Raw genomic sequence first — 19,877 nt, 5'->3', positions numbered from 1 at the left:
GCCAGCGTGCCTCGCGGGGGAAGTAGTATGGATCTGTGGAGCGCCTTTCAGGCCTTCATTCTTGGCGTGGTCGAGGGGCTTACCGAGTTCCTGCCGATCTCCAGCACCGGCCACCAGATCATCGTGGCGGACCTCATCGGCTTTGGCGGCGAACGCGCCGAGGCCTTCAACATCATCATCCAGCTCGCCGCCATCCTTGCCGTGGTCTGGGAGTTCCGCCGCAAGATCCTCGACATCGTCATGGGCCTGCCCAGCCAGCCCAAGGCACAACGCTTCACCGTCAACCTGCTGATTGCCTTCTTCCCGGCCGTTGTCCTGGGCGTGGCATTCGCCGATTACATCCACCATTACCTGTTCAACCCGATCACCGTGGCCGTGGCGCTCGTGATAGGCGGCGTGATCATGCTCTGGGCAGAAAAGCGCCAGCACGTGATCCACGCCGAAACCGTCGACGACATGACCTGGAAGGAAGCCCTGAAGGTCGGTTGCTGCCAGTGCCTGGCGCTGATCCCGGGCACCTCGCGCTCCGGCGCCACCATCATCGGCGGCCTGCTGTTCGGCCTGTCGCGCAAGGCCGCCACCGAGTTCTCCTTCTTCCTCGCCATGCCCACCATGGTCGGCGCCGCGGTCTACTCCGGCTACAAGTACCGCGATGTCTTCCAGCCGGCGGATCTGCCGGTGTTCGCCGTAGGCTTCGTCACCTCGTTCATCTTCGCGATGATCGCCGTGCGCGCCCTGCTCAAGTTCATCGCCAACCACAGCTATGCGGCTTTCGCCTGGTACCGTATCGTGTTTGGCCTGCTGATCCTGGCAACCTGGCAGTTCGCCCTGATCGACTGGAGCAGCGCCAAACCCTGATCCGATAGCGAGTGAACGTGGAAAAGAACGGCACCATCAGCCGCTGGGACGATGACAAGGGCTTCGGCTTCATCCGTCCCCAGGCCGGCGGCAAGGAAGTCTTCCTGCATATTTCCGACTTCCGTGGCGATCGCCGCCCGGAAGCGGGCGACCAGGTGTGTTACATCGAAGGCGCAGGCAAGGACGGCCGCCCCCGCGCCGATCACGCCCGCCTTGCCGGGCTGGCCATCGATACCCCGGCGATTCGCCGCAAGCCCGCCGCGGCAGCGACCCGCGAGCGCGCACGCAGCGGACGCGAAGTGGCATTCCCCAGCACGCCGAAGCGTTCGCTGGGGCGGGCACTGGCGGTTCTTGCAGCACTGCTGGCGCTGCCCGTCATCGGCTCGCTGCTCTGGCTGAAGGACGGCTATTTCGTCTGGTTCCTGCTGCTCTATCCCGCCTTCAGCGTGCTGGCCTTCCTCGCCTACTGGCGCGACAAGCGCAGTGCCGAGCGCAACGACTGGCGCACTCCCGAGCAGAGCCTGCACCTGCTGGAGCTGCTGGGTGGTTGGCCGGGGGCCTTCCTGGCCCAGCAGGTATTCCGCCACAAGACCCGCAAACTGTCCTTCCAGGCGGTGTTCTGGGCCATCGTCGTGCTGCACCAGGTGTTCTGGATCGACTGGCTCAGCGGCGGCCGGTTGCTGGGCTGGATAGGCGCGCTGATGGGGCTCGGGACGAACCCGGCGTAATCGCCCCGCTCAGACCGGCCAATCGTCCTTCGAGAAACCCTCCTCGAGATAATCGAGCAAGGCCCGCACCGCCGGCAGGATGCCTCGCCGGTGCGGGTATACCGCCTGCAGGTATGCCTCCGGTTCGCTCCAGGCAGGCAGTACGCGCACCAGGCGACCGTCCTCCAGTTCCTCGGTGCAGTAATGCAGCGGCAGTAACGTCACTCCCAGCCCCGCCAGCGCCACGTTCTTGCGCAGGTTGAAGTCCTCCACTGCCAGCCGTGCCTCCAGCGCGACTTCCTTGATTTCACCCTGCGGGCCGGTCAGCTTCATGTGCACGCGGCGGTCGTTGTCGATGGCGCCGAGGACGGGCAGGGTGGCCAGGTCTTCCGGCACGCGCAGCTTGACGCCTTTGAGCAGCGAAGGCGCAGCCACCAGCGCGGTCTTCGCCATGCGCAGGCGCCGCGAGATCAGCGACAGGTCCTCATCGCCCGGCGCCCGTACCCGCAGGGCGACATCGATGCTTTCGTTGAGCAGGTCGACGCGGCGGTTGGTCAGCATCAGCTCCAGGTTCACCTGCGGATAGGCGGCGAGAAAGCCCGGCAGCATCTCGTTCAGCGAGGTTTCCGCCAGCGCCACCGGGCACGACAGCCTCACCCGCCCGCGGGGTTCTGCGCTCAGTTGTGCGGCCACCTCGTCCGCCATCTCGGCTTCCACAAGCATCGCCTGGCAGTGCCGGTAGTAGCGCTCGCCCAGGTCGGTGAGCGCCAGCTTGCGGGTAGTGCGTTGCAGCAGCCGCACATTCAAGCGCGCTTCCAGCTCTGCTACTCGTCGCGACAGGCGCGACTTCGGCAAGCCCAGCAGGCGTCCGGCGGCGGCGAATCCACCAGCCTCCACCACCTTGGCGAAATAGAAGAGGTCATTGAGGTCCTGCATGGGATTGTCCTGCTGGTGAGACGAATCATTGCATTTTTGCCGACTTATCGAAGATTGGCCACATGCGTAGTCTTGCCTTCAACGACGCATTGCTCCGCCAGACCCCCTGGCCACCTTCCCCGGAGAGAAAGACATGAAACTGCTGCACATCGATTCCAGCATCCTTGGCGACAACTCCACCTCCCGCCAGCTGAGCGCCGAGCTGGTCGCTGCCTGGGCCGCCGCCGAGCCGCGTGTCGACGTCACCTACCGTGACCTCGCTGCCGACGCCATCAGCCACCTGTCTGCCGCCAGCCTGGTTGCCGCCGGTACTCCGGCAGAACTGCGCGACGCCGCGCAGAAGCACGAAGCCGCCCTGGGCGAGCAGAGCATCGAAGAGTTCCTGGCTGCCGACGCCATCGTGATTGGTGCGCCGATGTACAACTTCTCGATCCCCAGCCAGCTGAAGGCCTGGATCGATCGCATCGCCGTTGCCGGCAAGACCTTCCGCTACACCGAGAGCGGCCCCGAAGGCCTGGCTGGCGGCAAGAAGGTCATCATCGTCTCCACCGCCGGCGGCATCCATGCCGGCCAACCGAGCGGTATCGCCCACGAAAACTACCTCGAGCTGGTGCTGAACTTCCTGGGCATCACTGACATCGAGGTCGTGCGTGCCGAAGGTCTGGCCTACGGTGACGAGCCGCGCCGCAACGCCATTGCCGGCGCCCAGGCGAGCATTGCCAGCCAGTTCGCCGCTGCCTGAGTCACGCCGCTGAAAAAAGCCCCGCACTGCGGGGCTTTTTCTTTTGCCGTCCGTCTGCCGTTTCAGGGCGCTGAAAACTGGCGCGTACTATGCAGATATTTCCGTTTGGCGGTGCCCGGCGGCTTTTTTTCCTGCGATATGCCCCGTGGCGCCTGATCTGGATACGTTTCGGGACGGTGTGCACCATGGCGAGGCGCCTGCTCTGGGTTCTTCTGCTCGTTACTTTCGGTACCGCGGTCAGTATCTCCAGCTGGGCCTCTTCCGGTTGGGGCGTCGGATTCCATCGCCTTCAGGTGAGCGACCCGCTGGATCAGCAGCCGATAAAGGCCATCGCCTTCTACCCGACGCGAGCCGCCGAACAGCCCCTGCACCTGGGCAATTTCATCCTCGACGTCGCCTATGAAGGCAAGACCGCCAACGGGCGCTTCCCGCTGCTGGTGATGTCCCACGGCAACTACGGCACGCCGCTGGCCCATCGCGACCTGATCGAGGCGCTGGTGCGCAAGGGCTTCGTGGTGGTGACGCTGCTGCATCCCGGCGACAACCTGCATGACCACAGCCGCCTGGGCGCGCTGAGCAATCTCTACGGGCGGCCGCTGCAGGTTTCCGAAACCATCAGCGCCGCGCTGCTCGATCCGCAGATCGCGGCCATCGTCGACCCGCGCAAGGTCGGTGTGATCGGTTATTCCGCCGGCGGCGAGACCGCTCTGATCCTGGCTGGCGCCCAGCCGCGCCTGGAGCGGCTGATCAAGTACTGCCAACAGCGCCCGGACGACCGTGATGCCTGCAGCGAGAAGGGGGAAGTGCGCGCCGACCGCAGCGACCTGGTGCCCATGGCCGACCCGCGCGTTGGCGCCCTGCTGCTGCTCGCGCCGCTGAGCCTGATGTACGGCGCCCATGAGCTGGAGGACGTGCAGGTGCCCGTCCTGCTCTACACCGGCAACGACGACCAGATCCTCGACTGGAAGAAGAATGCTGGCGCGCTGGCTCGCAAGCTGCCTCAGCAGGCGGACCTGCGGGTGCTGGATGGGGCAGGGCACTTTGTCTTCATGTCGCCCTGTTCGGAAGAAGAGAAGGAAGCCACGCCGGACCTGTGCACCGACACCCAGGGCGTCGACCGCCAGGCCATCCATCGTGACCTGGCCGCTTCGGCGGCGGAGTTCTTCGACGTCAGCCTGGGTAGCGCAACGATGCAGACGTCGGGACGCTGATTCAAGGAATCCCGACCAGAAGGCGCCCAAGAAAAAGCCCCGCACAGAGCGGGGCTTTTTCATCTGGGCAGGGGCGTGATCAGACGATCACACCCTGGCTGCGCAGGTAGTCATCGTAGGTGCCGCTGAAGTCGGTCACGCCGTTTTCCGACAGCTCGATGATGCGGGTCGCCAGGGAGGAGACGAACTCGCGGTCATGGCTGACGAAGATCAGGGTGCCCGGATAGTTTTCCAGCGCCAGGTTGAGCGACTCGATGGACTCCATGTCCAGGTGGTTGGTCGGTTCGTCCATCACCAGCACGTTCGGGCGCTTGAGGATCAGCTTGCCGAACAGCATGCGACCCTGTTCGCCACCGGAGATGACCTTCACCGACTTCTTGATGTCGTCGTTGGAGAACAGCATGCGGCCGAGGGTGCCGCGCACCAGTTGCTCGCCGCCCTGGGTCCACTGGGCCATCCAGTCGAACAGGTTGTAATCATCCTCGAAGTCCTCGGCGTGGTCCTGGGCGAAGTAGCCCACGTCCGCGCTGTCGGTCCACTTCACTTCGCCGGCAGTCGGCGCCATTTCGCCGACCAGGGTGCGCAGCAGGGTGGTCTTGCCGATACCGTTGGGGCCGATGATGGCGATGCGCTCGCCGGCTTCCACCTGCATGCTCAGGTTCTTGAACAGCGCGGTGCCGTCGAAGCCCTGGCTGACCTTTTCCAGCGTGACCGCCTGGCGGTGCAGCTTCTTGTGCTGCTCGAAGCGGATGAACGGGCTGACGCGGCTGGAGGGCTTGACCTCTTCCAGCTGGATCTTGTCGATCTGGCGCGCACGGCTGGTGGCCTGCTTGGCCTTGGAGGCGTTGGCGGAGAAGCGGCTGACGAAGGTCTGCAGCTCGGCGATCTGCGCTTTCTTCTTGGCGTTGTCCGACAGCAGGCGCTCGCGGGCCTGTTCGGCCGCAGTCATGTACTCGTCGTAGTTGCCCGGGAACAGGCGCAGCTCGCCGTAGTCCAGGTCCGCCATGTGGGTGCAGACGCTGTTGAGGAAGTGACGGTCGTGGGAAATGATGATCATGGTGCTGTTACGCGCCGTGATGATGTTTTCCAGCCAGCGGATGGTGTTGATGTCCAGGTGGTTGGTCGGCTCGTCGAGCAGCAGCAAGTCCGGATCGGAGAACAGTGCCTGGGCCAGCAGCACGCGCAGCTTCCAGCCCGGAGCGACGGCGCTCATCGGGCCGAAGTGCTGGTCCAGCGGAATGCCCAGGCCCAGCAGCAGCTCGCCGGCGCGGGATTCGGCGGTGTAGCCGTCGAACTCGGCGAACTGGACTTCCAGCTCGGCCACGGCCATGCCGTCTTCCTCGCTCATCTCCGGCAGGGAGTAGATGCGATCACGCTCGGCCTTGACCTTCCACAGTTCCTCGTGGCCCATGATCACGGTGTCGATCACGCTGAAGTCTTCATAGGCGAACTGGTCCTGGCGCAGTTTGCCCAGGCGCACGCCGTTTTCCAGCATGACCTGGCCACCCGAGGGCTCCAGTTCGCCGCCAAGGATCTTCATGAAGGTGGACTTGCCGCAACCGTTGGCGCCGATCAGGCCGTAGCGGTTGCCGTTGCCGAACTTGACGGAAACGTTTTCGAACAGCGGCTTGGCGCCAAACTGCATGGTGATATTGGCGGTGGAAATCAACTGACTGACCCTTGGCTGGACATGGTGCGCGCCGGGCGCTGACGGCGCGGGCGGGCAGGGAAGGCGCGGTCGTCGAACGAGACCGACAGGCGCCTGGCAAAGCCGCTCATTATGCCATGACCAGGCACGGGCTGCATGCTTTGCCGCTGCAGCGCCCGATTTGCGGGCATAGGTCGGCATCCGACAGTTGAAACCCCCCATTGTCCTGCATCAGAATTCGGTGTTCAGAATTCTGGTGGGGGCTGTATGAAAATCCTAAACGCTCAACATTCGCTCAAGCAGTACCTGGAGCAGGTCAGCGGCAAGCTGATCACGGTCGTCTCGGCCTCCGCCAGTGAAACCGAGGCACTGATCGAAACCCTGGTGGAGAAGGGCAATCGCCTGGACCTGCTGGTGGGCACCATCAATTCCTTCACCTCGCCGGACTTCATCGACTTCTGCGTCCGCGACGCCGGCAAGGGCGTGACCCTGCATGTGGATTTTCGCGCACAGAACAGCGTGCACTGGAAGCTGCTGCTCATCGAGCCGGACGTGGTGATCCTGGGCAGCGCCAACTTCACCGAGATCGGCCTGAGCCTGACCCGCGATACCTGCACCGTGATCCAGGATGCGGCGCTGTATGCCGATTACCTGGCGCGCGTGACCGAGATCAAGGGCACGGATGGCGTGGTGCTGGGCGAAGACATTCCCGCGTTCGACGAGCAGCTGGAAGAGTACCGCCAGAGCCATCGCCGCGTGCAGGCGAGCCTGGCGCGCAGCGCGCAGTACCTGGACGGCGAGAGCTGGCTGGGTGACGAGACCAACCAGAGCATCCCGCTGTTCATCTGGTACAGCGACCACTCCGACGAATCCGAGGAGCAGGCCGAGGCCTTCCTGCACGCCAGCAGCGATGGCGTGGACTGGGACGACGTGCGCGAGTTCTTCACCTACGAATGCGCCGAGGGTGTACTGCCCTACGAAGAGGGCGACATGGTGCTGACCGCGCGCTGCAATGGCACGCACATCGGTTTCTACACCTTCGACCGCATCCTCTACCGCAACGGCACCTACTTCATCTACTCCTATCGCAAGAAGCGCTATACCCAGCCGTTCAAGCTGGAGGACGCCAAGGAGCGCCTGAAGGACGTGATCCCGGACTGGTACGAGGAAATGCGCACTTCCCTAAATCGCCACGACATCAACAGCGTGGTGCGCTGACGCCTCGCCATTCATCGGCGCGCAGCCGGCCTATCGACGGGTCGAACCCTGCGCGCCTTGGCATTTTTCGCCGTGCGGACTAGCATCCTGCCAGTATCTCGACGTCGCATGCTGCTGTTGCGTGAGCCCGTCAGAAACCTGTCAGGAGGCAAAGGAACATGCCGCAACTTCCCCCCGATGAAGTCCCCGTTCGCCGGCGCATGCGCTGGCACTGGCGGCTGTTGACGCTGAAGATCTACATCCTGTCGGTATTCCTGCTCGCCTGCATGCTGGGCGGCAGCGCGATGCTGTTCCTCAATACGCTCAACGAGACGCTGGAGCCCGCCCAGCGAATCGGCTCGCTGTGCGCCGGCGGGCTGATTCTACTGCTGTGCCTGCATATCCTGCGCATGGCCTTGCCGCCGATGCCCTGGTTGCCAAGGCGGCGCGGCGTGGAATAGACGCCGGAATGAAAAACGCCCCGTGGCATCGCTGCCACGGGGCGTTTTACTTCGAGCCTGATCAGATCATCAGAAGATGTTGACCGGGTACTCGACGAAAACGCGCACTTCGTTGCCGTCGTCGTTGTAGGAGCGGGCGTCGTTGGACACGCGCAGCCAGGAACCGCGCAGCTTGACCGACAGGTCCTTGGCCGGGCCGTCCTGGACGACGTATTTCAGCTGGTTGAAGATTTCGCGCTCTTTGCCATTGCTGGTCTCGGCGGTCTTGATGTTGTCGCCGTAGACGTAGGCCACGGTGTAGCTCAGGCCCGGAACGCCGTACTCGGTGAGGTCCAGGCTGTAGCTGCCCTGCCAGGAGCGCTCGTCCTCGCCGTTGAAGTCCGACCAGTAGGAGTTGGCCAGCCAGATGGTGGTGCCACCATCACCCAGGCCGCCTTCGTTCTGGTACCAGCCGTACTGGTAGCCGGAGTCGCCGTTGTTGCGCTGGTGCGCGACCATGAAGGTGTGGGCGCCGATGTTGTAGGCGGCCGACAGGCTCCAGATGGTGTTCTTGGTACCGTCGATGCCGTGGTCGGCAGCGAAGTCTTCGTTCACGCGGGTGCGATAGCCGTTGAAGTCCAGGGTCAGGGACTGCTTGTCGGCCACCGGGATGACGTAGTTCAGGTTCATGTACTGCTTGCGAGCGACGTCTTCGCTCTCGTAGCCGTACAGCGAGCCGCTGAAGTTGTCGGTGAACTTGTAGCTGCCGCCGAACACGTCGATGCGCTTCAGGCCGCCGCTGTCACGCCCTTCGGCGCTCTTGCGGGTTTCCGAGGTGAAGCGGCCGACGTTCAGTTCCAGGCCTTCGATCTCCTTGGAGGTGATCAGGGTGCCGGTGAAGCTTTCCGGCAGCAGGCGGGAGTTGTCGTAGCTCAGCACCGGCAGGGCCGGCATCTGGTCGCCGTACTTGATCACGGTGTTGGAGAAGCGAGCCTTCACCGCACCACCGGCGCGGGCCAGGTCGTTGGCGGCTTCGCCGCTGTCGCCCTGCTTGAAGAAGTCGATGCCGGCAGCGCCGCTCTTGCCTTGGCCGCCATCCAGACGCAGGGCGTACATGCCGAAGGCGTCAACGCCGAAGCCCACGGTGCCCTGGGTGAAGCCGGATGTGAAGGTGGCGGTAGCAGCCTGGCCCCACTCGGCCTTGTCGTCGCGGCCGTGCTTGTAGTCACGATTCATGTAGGCGTTGCGGAAGAACAGGTCCAGGTGGCTGTCTTCGACGAAGCCCTTGGCGGTGGACTGGTCTTCGGCCATGGCGGCGGTCGACGCGAGGATCCCCAGTGCGAGCAGACTGATCCGGTGGTTCAGCATCTTGATTTCCTTAATGGTGCAGCGCCAGCGAACAGAAAGAAAAAAGCTCTCCGCCCCGTAGTGCGTGAACGGGGTAGGTGGAGTCCTGTGCTGGCATGTTCTTTTGGTTGTATTCGGGGCGTGGTCGCCCCGGCGCCGCGGGATGATAACAGAGGATCGAACTTTTTCGTCCAGGCTCTGTCATGCGGATGTCATGATGACCTGATCAACGGTGATGGCTCCCGGATCACGGGCGCTCGAAGGCAATCAGCGCTGTTACGGTTCTAATGCTGCGCCGTGTCAATCAGGGCTGCTGATAGGAATGTTGATAGAGCCACAAACTGAGCATTAGCCCGCTGAATGCTGCGAGCGCGGCGCAGAGGAAGATCGAGCCAAAGCCGAAGTCGTTGGCGACGGCGCCCATCAGCGGCCCGGTAACCCCCAGCGACACGTCGATGAACAGCGAATAGGCGCCCAGCGCGGCGCCGCGATTGGAAGCAGGCACCAGGCCGACGGCTTCCACGCCCAGCGCGGGGAACACCAGGGAGAAGCCGAAGCCGGTCAGCGCCGCGCCGGCGAGGGCGATCCATGGTGTCGGGGCGCTCCACAGCAGGAGCAGGCCGAGGCTTTCCACCGACAGGCAGGCAATGGCGACGCGGAAACCGCCGTGGCGGTTGATGGCGTTGGCGAACAGCAGCCGCGCGCCGATGAAGCAGCCACCGAAGGCGGTCAGGCAGTAGACGGCGTCTTTCCAGCCGAGGCTGGCGTAGTAAAGCGTGATGAACGTGGCGATGGTGCCGAAACCGATACCGCCCAGTGCCAGGCCCATGCCGTGGGGGAATACCCGGCCGAGTACGTGGTGGAAGGGCATGCGCTCGCCATGCACCAATGCCGCGGCGCGCTTGGGCCAGGCCAGGGCGAAGCCGAGCGCCGCCAGCAGGACTACGCTGCCTCCCAGGCTGGCCAGCCCGAGCTGGCCGACCATCAGCACACCCAGCGGCGCGCCAATGGCCAGGGCGCCGTAGCTGGCGATGCCATTCCAGGAAATCACCTTGGCAGTGTTCGCCGCGCCGACGCGGTCGATGCCCCAGGCGATCGAGGCGCTGCCGACCAGGCTTTCCGAGGTGCCCAGTACCAGGCGTGCAGCCATCAGCAGGCCGAGGCTGAGCCACGGCAGGCCCTGCATCGCCCAGGAACCGAGCATCAGCGCGCCACTGCCGGCGCAGCCGAGCATGCCGTAGAGCACGGCGCGCTTGGGGCCGAGAGTATCGATGACCTTGCCGGCGTAAGGGCGCGTCAGCAGGGTAGCCAGGTACTGGATGCTGATGACCAGGCCCGCCATGACCGAACCGAAACCCAGGTCGGTGTGCACATAGCCGGGGAGCACGGCCAGCGGGATGCCGATGGTCAGGTAGGCGATGAAGGTGAACAGGACGACGGACACCACTTGCAGGGTGGACGCGGTGGAGCGGGTCTGGGCAGGCATGAGCAGCAGTTCGGTACGGCAGGTGGGTGCTACATGATGGACCGCAGCGGACATGTAGGAAAGCTAGCTAACGAACTACCTGGATATGGTTTTGCGTAGGCGCCAGCCAGGGGTGTGTCATCCGCAGGAACAAGCTCGCTCCTACCGTAATGCCTGTCACACCCGGCGGAAGAGTGTCGGGTAATCGATCACCAGGCCTTCGGCATCCACTGACAGCAACGCCTGAAAGTCCGTGCCTTCCAGGTTTTCGTACAGGTAGTGAGTGGCGTCGATGCGTGTATAACCCTGGCGCATCCGCACCGGCTTGAGTTTCGGCGCTTCCAGATACACCACCGCCAGTTCGCGGCGATCGCCGTCAGCCAGTTGCAGGCGGCGGATCGGGAAAGTATTGGTGAAGGGCGACGGCCAGATGTCGATGTCCAGGCATCCTTCCAGTTCGCTCAACAACTCGCCGCTGCCGCTTCGCCAATGGCCTTCGCCATCGGTCAGCAGGTGAAGCTGATGCGCAGTGCGCTCGCTCTCGACGGAGAAATGCGCCTCGCGCAGGCGCCATTGGCTGTCCCACTCCAGTTGATACTCCAACTGATAGGGCGGCCCGCCAGCCTCGTCGATGGCGCGCAGTTGGCTTTCCGCGCGGCCGTCGCCCAATTGCAGGGACTCCCAGCTGGAGGTCGGCGCGTGCCACAGGCCTTCCCAATTCAGCGTGCGCATCAGGGCGTCTCCAGCACGAGGCCCAGGCGCTGCCGCTTGGGCAGGCGGGCGACCACCAGTTGGTGCGAACGGGTCAGGGCCTCGCGAAGTTCGGCATCGCCCATGGGGTAGGGGCGCTGCATGGAAATCCAGAAGGCCCGCGCCAGGTAGGGCGCAGGGCGGATTCCGGGGCGGTCGACATAGCCCAGGAACAGCTCCGGGCCAACCTTGAACGCCAGGCCGCCATTGCCGCTGTCGAGGAAATCGAGGATGGCGAACATCTTGTTGCCCGCCACCGAAAACACCCGGTTGCTGCCCCACTTGATGTCTTCGCGGGCGCCGGGCAGTTCCAGGCAGAAGCGGGCGATCTGTTGCGGCGTCATGACTCGGTTCCCTCAGTCCCGGAAATAGACCTCGACCAGATGGTAGCCGAACTGGCTTTTCACCGGGCCGTGGACCACGCCGGCCGGCTTCTTGAAGATTACCTGGTCGATGGACTTCACCATCTGGCCGGGGCGAACCTCGCCCAGATCACCGCCGCGCTTGCCGGAAGCGCAGGTGGAATGCTTGCGCGCCAGGGCGGCGAAATCCTCGCCCTTGGCCAGGCGCTGCTTGATCTGCTCGGCTTCGGCGGCGGTCTTGACCAGGATGTGGCGGGCCATGGCGACGGGCATTGTTTCGTGTCCTTAAATGAAAGCGTCTGGGCGCGATTGTACGGCAGCAGTGATGCAGGTCGCATTTCGCGATGGGTTGCATTGTCTGGCCTGGGGGCGCTCCATAGAGTCAATAAGCAAATTCTTATTTATAGGGCGCCGCTTACAGACGGCGTCCGCCGCCACCTTGCGTACGGATGCAGTTCAATGGATATCCAAGCGATGCTCAAGATCCTGGCCACCCAGGATGGTTCGGATCTTTACCTCTCCACCGGCGCGCCGCCCTGCGCCAAGTTCAACGGGGTGCTCAAGCCCCTGTCCAACGAGCCGATGAAGGCAGGCGATGTCGCCCGCATCGGCTATGGGCTGATGGACGAGGAGCAGCGTGCGGAGTTCGACCGCGAGCTGGAGATGAACCTGGCGATTTCAGTGCCCGGTGTAGGCCGTTTCCGGATCAACCTGTTCAAGCAGCGCAATGAAGTGTCCATCGTGGCGCGCAACATCAAGCTGGACATTCCGCTGTTCGATGACTTGAAGCTGCCCGAAGTGCTGCTCAAGGTGGTCATGGAGAAGCGCGGCCTGGTGCTCTTCGTCGGCGGCACCGGCTCGGGCAAGTCCACCTCCCTGGCGGCGCTGATCGACCACCGCAACCGCAACAGTGGCGGCCACATCATCACCATCGAAGACCCCATCGAATACGTGCACCGGCACCGCAAGTCGATCATCAACCAGCGCGAAGTGGGCGTGGACACCCGCAGCTTCCATGCCGCACTGAAGAACACCCTGCGCCAGGCGCCGGACGTGATCCTGATCGGCGAGATCCGTGACCGCGAGACCATGGAGCACGCCCTGGCCTTCGCCGACACCGGCCACCTGGCGATCTCCACGCTGCACGCGAACAACGCCAACCAGGCGCTGGACCGCATCATCAACTTCTTCCCCGAGGAGCGCCGGCCGCAGTTGCTCAACGACCTGGGCAACAACCTCAAGGCGTTCGTTTCCCAGCGCCTGGTACGCACCCAGGACGGCAAGCGCCGTGCAGCAGTGGAAGTGCTGCTGGGCACGGCGACCATCAGCGACATCATCAAGCGTGGCGACTTCAGTTCGATCAAGGAGATCATGGACAAGTCCCGTGCCTTGGGCATGCAGACCTTCGACCAGGCGCTGTTCGACCTGGCGGTGGAAGGGGCGATCACCGAGGAAGAGGCGGTGAAGAACGCCGACTCGGCGAACAACCTGCGGCTGAAGCTCAAGCTGTACAAGGACAACCCGGGCAGCGTCGGCAGCACTGCCACACCTGCGGCTGCCAAGCCAGCCGCCCCGGCGCCGGTTGCTCCGCCGCCGGCCGCCCAGCCTGTCGAGGCTTCGAGTTGGGGGCTGGAACTGGCGCTGGAAGAGATCGAGGCGGAAGACGCCGAGAAGCCGGCCGGGCAGTAAACCGCCAGCTGAACGAAGAAAAAGCCCCGGCATGCCGGGGCTTTTTCATAAGAAGGGCTCATCTGTAGGAGCGGATTGGCCCGCGTGACGCCGACTCTCCACTCCTGAATTCGAGCTGTAGTAGGGGCGGACTCTGTCCGCGATCGACTCGTCGCTGCACGGTCAACCAAGAAGCTGGGCCAAGCCATCGCGGCTGGAGTCCGCTCCCACGCGAAATGCTGAGCGCGGTGTCAGAGCAGCGACAGCGGATAGCTGATGATCAGCCGATTCTCGTCGAAGCTGTTGGTGCTGCCCCAGTCCCGGCGCATGGTCGAGTTGCGCCACTTCACGTTCAGCGTCCTGAAGGTGCCGCTTTGCACCGTGTACGCCAGTTCACTCTCGCGGCCCCATTCGCTGCCATCGGTGGTGCTGGCGTTGTGCACGTTGTCGCCGTGGATGTAGCGGTTCATCAGGGTCAGGCCGGGAATGCCGAAGGCGGCGAAGTCGTAGTCATGACGCAGTTGCCAGGAGCGCTCCTTCGCGCTCTCGTAGCTGGCGTTGTAGCTGTCGTTGGCGAGGGTGCCACCGCTGGTGCCATTGACGCGGAACCATTCGTCATCGCCCATGACCTTCTGCAGACCGAGGTAGAAGGTGCTTGCACCGTACTTGGCCGAGAACATCCCGGAGAATGTCCGGTTGTCGAGGTCTCCGGCCTTGGCACTGCCATCCTCCTTGCCCCAGAAGTAGCCGATATTCGCACCGAGTACCCAATTGCCCAGCGGCTGGCTGTGCTGCAGTTGCAGGTATTGCTGCTGGTAGATGTCCTTCAGCTGCGCATTCCACAGGCCGACCAGCGTGCGGTCGCCGTTGAAGCGGTATTCGCCACCGGCGAAGTTGAAGCGGTCCGAGGTGTAGGCGGGGCGGTTGAACAGTGACATGTCCTCCATGCTGGCGTCGTTGCGCGGGCTATTCTGGCGGAACTGGCCGCCGTAGAGCGTCAGGCCGTCGATTTCCTTCGAGGTGACCTGGGCGCCCTGGAAGGTCTGCGGCAGCGAGCGGCCGTCGTCCGAGCGCAGGATCGGCAACACCACCATCCATTCACCGGCCTTGAGTTCGGTGTTCGACACCTTGGCCTTGCCGGCCATCGCCAGGCGACCGAAATCGTCGGCCGGGCGACCATCGTCGTGGGTCGGTAGCAACTGGGTGCCGGCCGTGCCCTTGCCGCCATCGAGCTTCAGGCTGTAGAGCCCGAGCACGTCCAGGCCGAGCCCGACGGTGCCCTGGGTGTAGCCGGAGCGGGCGTCGAGGATGAAGCTCTGGGTCCATTCCTCCGCCTTGTCCTGGCGGGCTTCGCCGACGTAATTGCGGTTCATGTAGAAGTTGCGCAGCAGCAGGCTGGCCTTGGCGTCATCGAGAAAGCCGCCTTCCTCGGCACTGGCCAGGACCGGCAGGGCGGGTAAGAGGCAGACGCTGATGATGAGATGCGGCAGGTGGCGGAGCATGGGGTATTCCCTCGGCATTCTTGTCATTGTTGAGGCGAGCGGAGACCTCCGCGCGGCCCTTTCGGACGGCGGCGGATGGAGGACAAAGGCGGTCAGGACGCGGATCAGCCAGGCGCGACAGGAATGTGCGGAGGGGCGGTACGGGCGATGCACGCGCGCAGGCGTGCCAGGGTGAGCATGAGCATGTGAACGGACCTTTCTTATAGTTGTTGGCGCCGCATCGAGGCGGCGGCTGGGTCCATAGTGGTGCTCCGCAGCGACGCGCCGCAATTCGCCTGAGGCGTAAGCGTTCGCTGTTCGAACATGAATTAACCAAATGGAACATTCTTCCGCCGGCATTACGCGTAGGATGCCTAGCACAACGCCGAGCGGGACTTGTATCGCCCGGCCTTTCAGCGGACCCGCGAGGTGCTCGGGCAGCGGCGCGGCGGATTCTTTCTGCAGAGCCTCCTGCTAGGCTGTCCTGCTCTCCATGTTGGCCCCCGTGCCGGCCGCATCTGCCTATTGAATCCGTGAGTCGATGAGTACCAGCCAATCGCCGTTGTCCGGCGTCCACCAGCCCTTCAAGGGCATCCTGCTCATCGTCCTGGCGACCTTCCTGTTCTCCAGCCACGACGCGCTGTCCAAGTACCTGGCGAGCATCTACCCCATCGTCATGGTGGTGTGGGCGCGCTATGTGGTGCACACGCTGCTGATGGCGGGCATCTTCCTGCCGCGCGCCGGCCTCGCGGTGCTGCGGACCCGCCATCCGTTCCTGCAGACGCTGCGGGCGCTGTGCCTGCTGGGCACCAGCTTCCTGTTCACCACGGGGCTGCAGTACATCCCGCTGGCCGAGGCGACCTCGGTGAACTTCCTCGCGCCACTGCTGGTGACGGCATTGTCGGTACCGCTGCTGGGCGAGCGGGTCAGTTTCGGCCAGTGGGCCGCAGTGCTGGTGGGCTTCGCCGGCGTGCTGGTCATCGTCCATCCCGGTGGCGACCTGTTTACCCCGGCAGTCCTGCTGCCCTTCGGTTCGGCGCTGTGTTTCAGCTTCTACCAGTTGCTGACCCGCAAGCTCAGCCAGGTGGATAGCCCGACCACCAGCAACTTCTTCGCCGGGTTGTGCAACACCCTGATCGTCAGCGCGCTGGTGCCGTTCTTCTGGCAATGGCCGGGACTGGTCCACGGACTGATGATGCTGGCCCTGGGTACCTGCGGGATGACCGCGCACCTGTTCCTGACCCAGGCTTTCAAGCATGCCGCGCCGGCTCTGCTGGCACCGTTCAGCTATTGCCAGATCGTCTTCGCCGGGTTGCTGGGGTTCGTGATCTTCGGTCATACGCCGGAGCCGTCGGCGCTGCTGGGGATTGCGGTGATCTGCGGCAGCGGGCTGGCGGCGGCCTGGCTGCAGAGCCGCAAGGGGTAGGGCGACACCGTTGCTGCAGGAGCGAGCTTGCTCGCGAACAGCCCAGCGTCGGAGCAACCGGTGAATCCGTTCGCGAGCAAGCTCGCTCCTACAGAAAGCAATAGCGCCGAGCAGGCTTACTCGATCTCGAACAACCCATGGCGGATCGGCCCGACCTGCAGGCGCTGGCGCACGTCATCGTCGATGCGCGGGTCGTCCGGCTGGTACAGCTTCACCTGGCGATAGGCGCTGATGCGGTTGATCTCCGGCCCCAGGTACTCCCAGACCACGCGAGTGCAGGCCGGGGTGCGCCGGTCGCCGCTGGAGACGCCGGTCTTCAGGCCGTTCAGGCGCGTGATGCGGCTCTTGAAGCTGGGGATGAGGATGGTCTGGCTCATCTCGTTGACGGTGAGCGACTCGTAGTCCATCAGGAACACCCGGTCCTGCAGTTGGAACGCTGCGCCCAGGTAGCGGCAACGCACCCAGTCCTCGGCCTGCACGTCGGTGCTGCTGGAGCGCTCCTGGCGCTCCTGGCGTTCGAAGAGGAAGTTGCCGTCCTCTTCGTACAGGTGCACCAGCGAGAGCAGGATCGAGCCGGGGACCGACATGCAGTTGGAATATTCGAAGTAGTAGCCGCAGTAGCGCGACAGGTTGCCCGCGTGGTCGCGCAGCGGGCGGAGCATTTCCAGCAATGGATCGTCGCGTTGCACGTTGGCCTGCGAGGTGCCGCGCGCACCAATCAGCCGGGCGAATTGCTCGGGCGGCAATTGCAGCTCGTAGTCCTCGACGCCGAAGAAGTCGCCAATCCGCTTGAGGTTGTATGCGGTGGGCTGGCTCTGCCCGCCGAGGTACTTGTTGAACTGTGCGCGGTTGATCGAAAGCTTGCGGCAAACCTCCGAAATAGAGCGGTAGTGCGCGCAAAGCAGCTTGAGATTGGTGCCGAGGTTTTCGGACATTCGTGCCAGGTCCAGGTGATGCGACTGGCGCAATTATAGCGTCAGGTAGCATCAATTCGTAGCAAGCCGCGAAATTGTTTCGCAAAGCTTCGGGCGCAACCATGCGTCCCCAGTGAGCGGACCAGCCCCAGGTCCGTGCTCCCACAATAACAATCGAGGCCCCAGCACATGCTCGACGCGATCAACGATTTCCTCTCCGGGAAAGTCCTCATCGTCCTCATCGTAGGACTCGGCGCGTATTTCACCATCCGCTCCCGTTTCGTTCAGTTCCGCCACTTCGGCCACATGTTCGGCGTGTTCAAGGAATCGATCCGTGGCCAATCCGGCCAGCTGAGCTCGTTCCAGGCACTGATGCTGAGCCTCGCCGGCCGCGTGGGCGCCGGCAATATCGCGGGTGTCGGCATCGCCGTGACCCTCGGTGGCCCCGGCGCTGTGTTCTGGATGTGGGTCACCGCGCTGGTGGGCATGTCCAGCAGCTTCTTCGAGTGCACCCTGGCCCAGGTCTACAAGCGTAGCGACGGCAATGGCCTGTACCGCGGCGGCCCGGCCTACTACATCCAACACGGCTTGAAGCTGCGCTGGATGGCCTTGACCTTCGCGGTCCTGCTGCTGGTGACCTACGGTTTCGCGTTCAACGGCCTGCAAGCCTTCACCGTGACCCACTCGCTGCAGAATGCCTTCGACATCCCGGTCCTGTACTCGGGCATCGCCCTGGCCGTGCTGCTGGCCATCGTGTTCTTCGGCGGCATCCAGCGCATCGCCGCGGTTTCCGACCTGCTGGTGCCGGTCAAGACCCTCGCCTACATCGCCGTGACCCTGTACGTGATCGCCACCCAGATCGAACTGGTGCCGGGCATGCTGACCACCATCGTCAAGAGCGCCTTCGGCCTGGAGCCGGCCTTCGCCGGCCTGCTGGGCAGTGCCATCGTGATGGGCGTGAAGCGTGGCGTGTTCGCCAACGAAGCGGGCCTGGGCAGTGCGCCGAACGTGGCCGCAGTCGCCGCCGTGCGCCACCCGGCGTCCCAGGGTGTGGTCCAGGCGTTCAGCGTGTTCCTCGACACCTTCGTCATCTGCACCTGCACCGCGCTGCTGATCCTGCTCTCGGGCTTCTACACCCCGGGCTTCGAAGGCGACGGCATCACCCTGACCCAGAACTCGCTGGCCGCCGTGGTCGGTGACTGGGGCCGCATCTTCGTCAGCGTCGCGCTGTCGCTGTTCGTGTTCACCTGCATCACCTACAACTACTACCTCGGCGAGAACGCCCTGCAGTTCATCGTCGGCCGCAGTCGCACCGCGCTGATCGCCTTCCGTGTGCTGGTGCTGGGCCTGATCCTCTGGGGCTCGATGCAGAACCTGGGCACCGTGTTCGCCTTCGCCGACATCACCATGACCTGCCTGGCCTTCGTCAACCTGGTGGCCCTGGCGATGCTGATCAAGACTGGACTGCGCGTAATGCGTGACTACGACGATCAGCGCCGCGCCGGTATCGAGCGCCCTGTGTTCGACGCCAGCAAGTTCTCCGACCTGGACATCGACCACGACGCCTGGCGCGACGCGCACAAGATCAATTCGACCGCTCCGGCCCACGGCAGCCTGCCCGCCCAGGGCTGATCCGCTGACTTTGGTCTGATACGCAAGGCCGGGACTTCTCCCGGCCTTGCGGTTTATCCTGTGAACTTTCCTACAAGAGCACTGGCATGCGTCGCGTGAAGAACCTCTTCGTCCTCTATACCGGCGGCACCATCGGCATGCTGCAGACTGCCGAAGGCCTGGCGCCGGCTGGCGGTTTCGAAGCGCGCATGCGCGAACAACTGCAAGGCCACGGCGAGATTCACCTCGACTGGTCCTTCAGCGAACTGCAACCGCTGCTCGACAGCGCCAACATGACCCAGGCCAACTGGCTGGCCATGCGCGACGCCATCGTCGGCGCGGTGGAGCAGGGCGACCATGACGGCGTGCTGGTCCTGCACGGCACCGACACCCTGGCTTACAGCGCTGCGGCACTGTCCTTCCTGCTGCTGGGGCTGGATGTTCCCGTGGTGTTCACCGGCTCCATGCAGCCGATGGGCGCGCCGGGCAGCGATGCGCCGGCGAACCTGCTGGGCGCGCTGAATGCACTGGAAGCCGGTGTCGAGCCGGGTGTCTGGTTGTATTTCAATGGCGAGATGATGCACGGCGCCCGCGTCACCAAGCTGCGCAGCGAGGCGTTCGATGCCTTTGCCGTGTTGCCGCGTGAGCGCAAAGGTGAACGCGCGGAATCGCTTCCTGCCGAACTGAGCTATCGCCAGCCGCGCCAACCGGTGAACCTCGCCGTGCTGCCGCTGTTCCCCGGCCTGCGTGCCGAGCACCTGCGCGCGCTGCTCGGCAGTGGGGTACAGGCGTTGCTGCTGGAGTGCTACGGCAGCGGTACTGGTCCGTCGGATAACGAGGAGCTGCTCGCGGTATTGCGCGAGGCTCATGCTCGCGGCGTGGTGCTGGCTGCGATCAGCCAATGCCCGCAGGGGCACGTGGCGTTCGATGTCTATGCCGCGGGCAGTCGCCTGCGCGATGCGGGGCTGGTTTCCGGCGGAGGCATGACCCGCGAAGCGGCGCTGGGCAAGTTGTTCAGCCTGATCGGCAGCGGCCTGGCGCCGGCCGAGACGGAGCGCCTGTTCGCCCTCGACCTGTGCGGCGAGCGCGTCGAAACGAATTAAGGGAGAGCGCC

General features: G+C 64.2%; 19 protein-coding genes. 10 read left to right on the top strand and 9 right to left on the bottom strand.

The genetic code is table 11. The annotated features are described in order from the left end of the window. The first annotated feature begins 27 nt into the window (after nucleotides 1–27). Together RS899_RS11945 and RS899_RS11940 are read left to right on the top strand one after the other, a co-directional pair. A complete protein-coding gene (locus RS899_RS11945) occupies nucleotides 28–858 on the top strand; it encodes an undecaprenyl-diphosphate phosphatase (RefSeq protein ID WP_054906939.1) in 831 nt (276 codons plus the stop codon). Between the two features lie 17 nt (nucleotides 859–875). Further along, nucleotides 876–1,586: a DUF1294 domain-containing protein gene (locus RS899_RS11940; RefSeq protein WP_315810042.1), complete on the top strand. Its 711-nt coding sequence runs from the start codon at nucleotides 876–878 to the stop codon at nucleotides 1,584–1,586. Between the two features lie 9 nt (nucleotides 1,587–1,595). Here RS899_RS11940 and RS899_RS11935 read toward each other — a convergent pair whose 3' ends face one another. Then, nucleotides 1,596–2,501, bottom strand: a complete 906-nt coding sequence (locus RS899_RS11935; RefSeq protein ID WP_054906938.1) for a LysR substrate-binding domain-containing protein — start codon at nucleotides 2,499–2,501, stop codon at nucleotides 1,596–1,598. A gap of 133 nt (nucleotides 2,502–2,634) precedes the next feature. Between RS899_RS11935 and RS899_RS11930 the strand changes: the two genes are divergently transcribed. Both RS899_RS11930 and RS899_RS11925 read left to right on the top strand, forming a co-directional pair. Then, nucleotides 2,635–3,243, top strand: a complete 609-nt coding sequence (locus RS899_RS11930; protein WP_315810041.1) for an FMN-dependent NADH-azoreductase — start codon at nucleotides 2,635–2,637, stop codon at nucleotides 3,241–3,243. 185 nt (nucleotides 3,244–3,428) lie between these two features. Continuing rightward, on the top strand, nucleotides 3,429–4,454 hold the full coding sequence (locus tag RS899_RS11925; protein ID WP_315810040.1) for an alpha/beta hydrolase family protein: 1,026 nt from the start codon (nucleotides 3,429–3,431) through the stop codon (nucleotides 4,452–4,454). Nucleotides 4,455–4,533: 79 nt separating this feature from the next. Here RS899_RS11925 and RS899_RS11920 read toward each other — a convergent pair whose 3' ends face one another. After that, nucleotides 4,534–6,123, bottom strand: a complete 1,590-nt coding sequence (locus tag RS899_RS11920; RefSeq protein ID WP_045217481.1) for an ABC-F family ATPase — start codon at nucleotides 6,121–6,123, stop codon at nucleotides 4,534–4,536. 246 nt (nucleotides 6,124–6,369) lie between these two features. Here RS899_RS11920 and RS899_RS11915 point away from each other — a divergent pair, with 246 nt between their 5' ends. Further along, the gene (locus tag RS899_RS11915) at nucleotides 6,370–7,320 is read left to right on the top strand and encodes a phospholipase D family protein (protein WP_315810039.1); all 951 of its coding nucleotides are present in this window, start codon (nucleotides 6,370–6,372) and stop codon (nucleotides 7,318–7,320) included. A 158-nt stretch (nucleotides 7,321–7,478) separates the two neighbouring features. Further along, entirely contained in the window at nucleotides 7,479–7,760 is a 282-nt protein-coding gene (locus RS899_RS11910) for a hypothetical protein (RefSeq protein WP_054906934.1), read from the top strand. Nucleotides 7,761–7,829: 69 nt separating this feature from the next. Here RS899_RS11910 and RS899_RS11905 read toward each other — a convergent pair whose 3' ends face one another. From RS899_RS11905 to RS899_RS11885, 5 genes are all read right to left on the bottom strand, one after another. Then, the gene (locus RS899_RS11905) at nucleotides 7,830–9,107 is read right to left on the bottom strand and encodes an OprD family porin (RefSeq protein WP_054906933.1); all 1,278 of its coding nucleotides are present in this window, start codon (nucleotides 9,105–9,107) and stop codon (nucleotides 7,830–7,832) included. A gap of 283 nt (nucleotides 9,108–9,390) precedes the next feature. Further along, nucleotides 9,391–10,572: an MFS transporter gene (locus tag RS899_RS11900; RefSeq protein ID WP_315810038.1), complete on the bottom strand. Its 1,182-nt coding sequence runs from the start codon at nucleotides 10,570–10,572 to the stop codon at nucleotides 9,391–9,393. Nucleotides 10,573–10,728: 156 nt separating this feature from the next. Further along, a complete protein-coding gene (locus RS899_RS11895) occupies nucleotides 10,729–11,283 on the bottom strand; it encodes a putative glycolipid-binding domain-containing protein (RefSeq protein WP_315810037.1) in 555 nt (184 codons plus the stop codon). Next, complete coding sequence (locus RS899_RS11890; RefSeq protein WP_024767269.1) at nucleotides 11,283–11,645, bottom strand: MmcQ/YjbR family DNA-binding protein; 363 nt, start codon at nucleotides 11,643–11,645, stop codon at nucleotides 11,283–11,285. Before RS899_RS11890 ends, RS899_RS11895 begins: the two co-directional genes overlap by 1 nt. A 12-nt stretch (nucleotides 11,646–11,657) precedes the next feature. Next, entirely contained in the window at nucleotides 11,658–11,936 is a 279-nt protein-coding gene (locus tag RS899_RS11885) for a peptidylprolyl isomerase (RefSeq protein ID WP_315810036.1), read from the bottom strand. Nucleotides 11,937–12,122: 186 nt separating this feature from the next. Between RS899_RS11885 and RS899_RS11880 the strand changes: the two genes are divergently transcribed. Beyond that, nucleotides 12,123–13,352, top strand: a complete 1,230-nt coding sequence (locus RS899_RS11880) for a PilT/PilU family type 4a pilus ATPase (protein ID WP_175405569.1) — start codon at nucleotides 12,123–12,125, stop codon at nucleotides 13,350–13,352. A gap of 230 nt (nucleotides 13,353–13,582) precedes the next feature. Here the strand turns inward: RS899_RS11880 and RS899_RS11875 are convergent, their stop codons facing one another. Then, nucleotides 13,583–14,833, bottom strand: coding sequence for an OprD family porin (locus RS899_RS11875; RefSeq protein WP_315810035.1), 1,251 nt, complete (start codon nucleotides 14,831–14,833; stop codon nucleotides 13,583–13,585). Between the two features lie 520 nt (nucleotides 14,834–15,353). Between RS899_RS11875 and RS899_RS11870 the strand changes: the two genes are divergently transcribed. Continuing rightward, complete coding sequence (locus RS899_RS11870) at nucleotides 15,354–16,238, top strand: DMT family transporter (RefSeq protein ID WP_024767266.1); 885 nt, start codon at nucleotides 15,354–15,356, stop codon at nucleotides 16,236–16,238. A gap of 116 nt (nucleotides 16,239–16,354) precedes the next feature. On the opposite strand, the gene RS899_RS11865 is transcribed toward RS899_RS11870, so the two are convergent. Further along, nucleotides 16,355–17,173, bottom strand: a complete 819-nt coding sequence (locus tag RS899_RS11865; RefSeq protein WP_233300184.1) for a helix-turn-helix domain-containing protein — start codon at nucleotides 17,171–17,173, stop codon at nucleotides 16,355–16,357. Between the two features lie 168 nt (nucleotides 17,174–17,341). Here RS899_RS11865 and RS899_RS11860 point away from each other — a divergent pair, with 168 nt between their 5' ends. Together RS899_RS11860 and RS899_RS11855 are read left to right on the top strand one after the other, a co-directional pair. Then, on the top strand, nucleotides 17,342–18,784 hold the full coding sequence (locus tag RS899_RS11860; protein WP_315810034.1) for an alanine/glycine:cation symporter family protein: 1,443 nt from the start codon (nucleotides 17,342–17,344) through the stop codon (nucleotides 18,782–18,784). Between the two features lie 86 nt (nucleotides 18,785–18,870). Further along, on the top strand, nucleotides 18,871–19,866 hold the full coding sequence (locus tag RS899_RS11855; protein ID WP_315810033.1) for an asparaginase: 996 nt from the start codon (nucleotides 18,871–18,873) through the stop codon (nucleotides 19,864–19,866). The last annotated feature ends 11 nt before the right edge of the window (nucleotides 19,867–19,877 follow it).

The sequence above is a fragment of the Pseudomonas sp. C9-3 genome, from assembly GCF_032392015.1.
Taxonomy (GTDB): Bacteria; Pseudomonadota; Gammaproteobacteria; order Pseudomonadales; family Pseudomonadaceae; genus Pseudomonas; species Pseudomonas nitroreducens.
The sequence above is the reverse complement of the archived record's forward strand: the minus strand, read 5'-3'. Positions and strand labels throughout refer to the sequence as shown.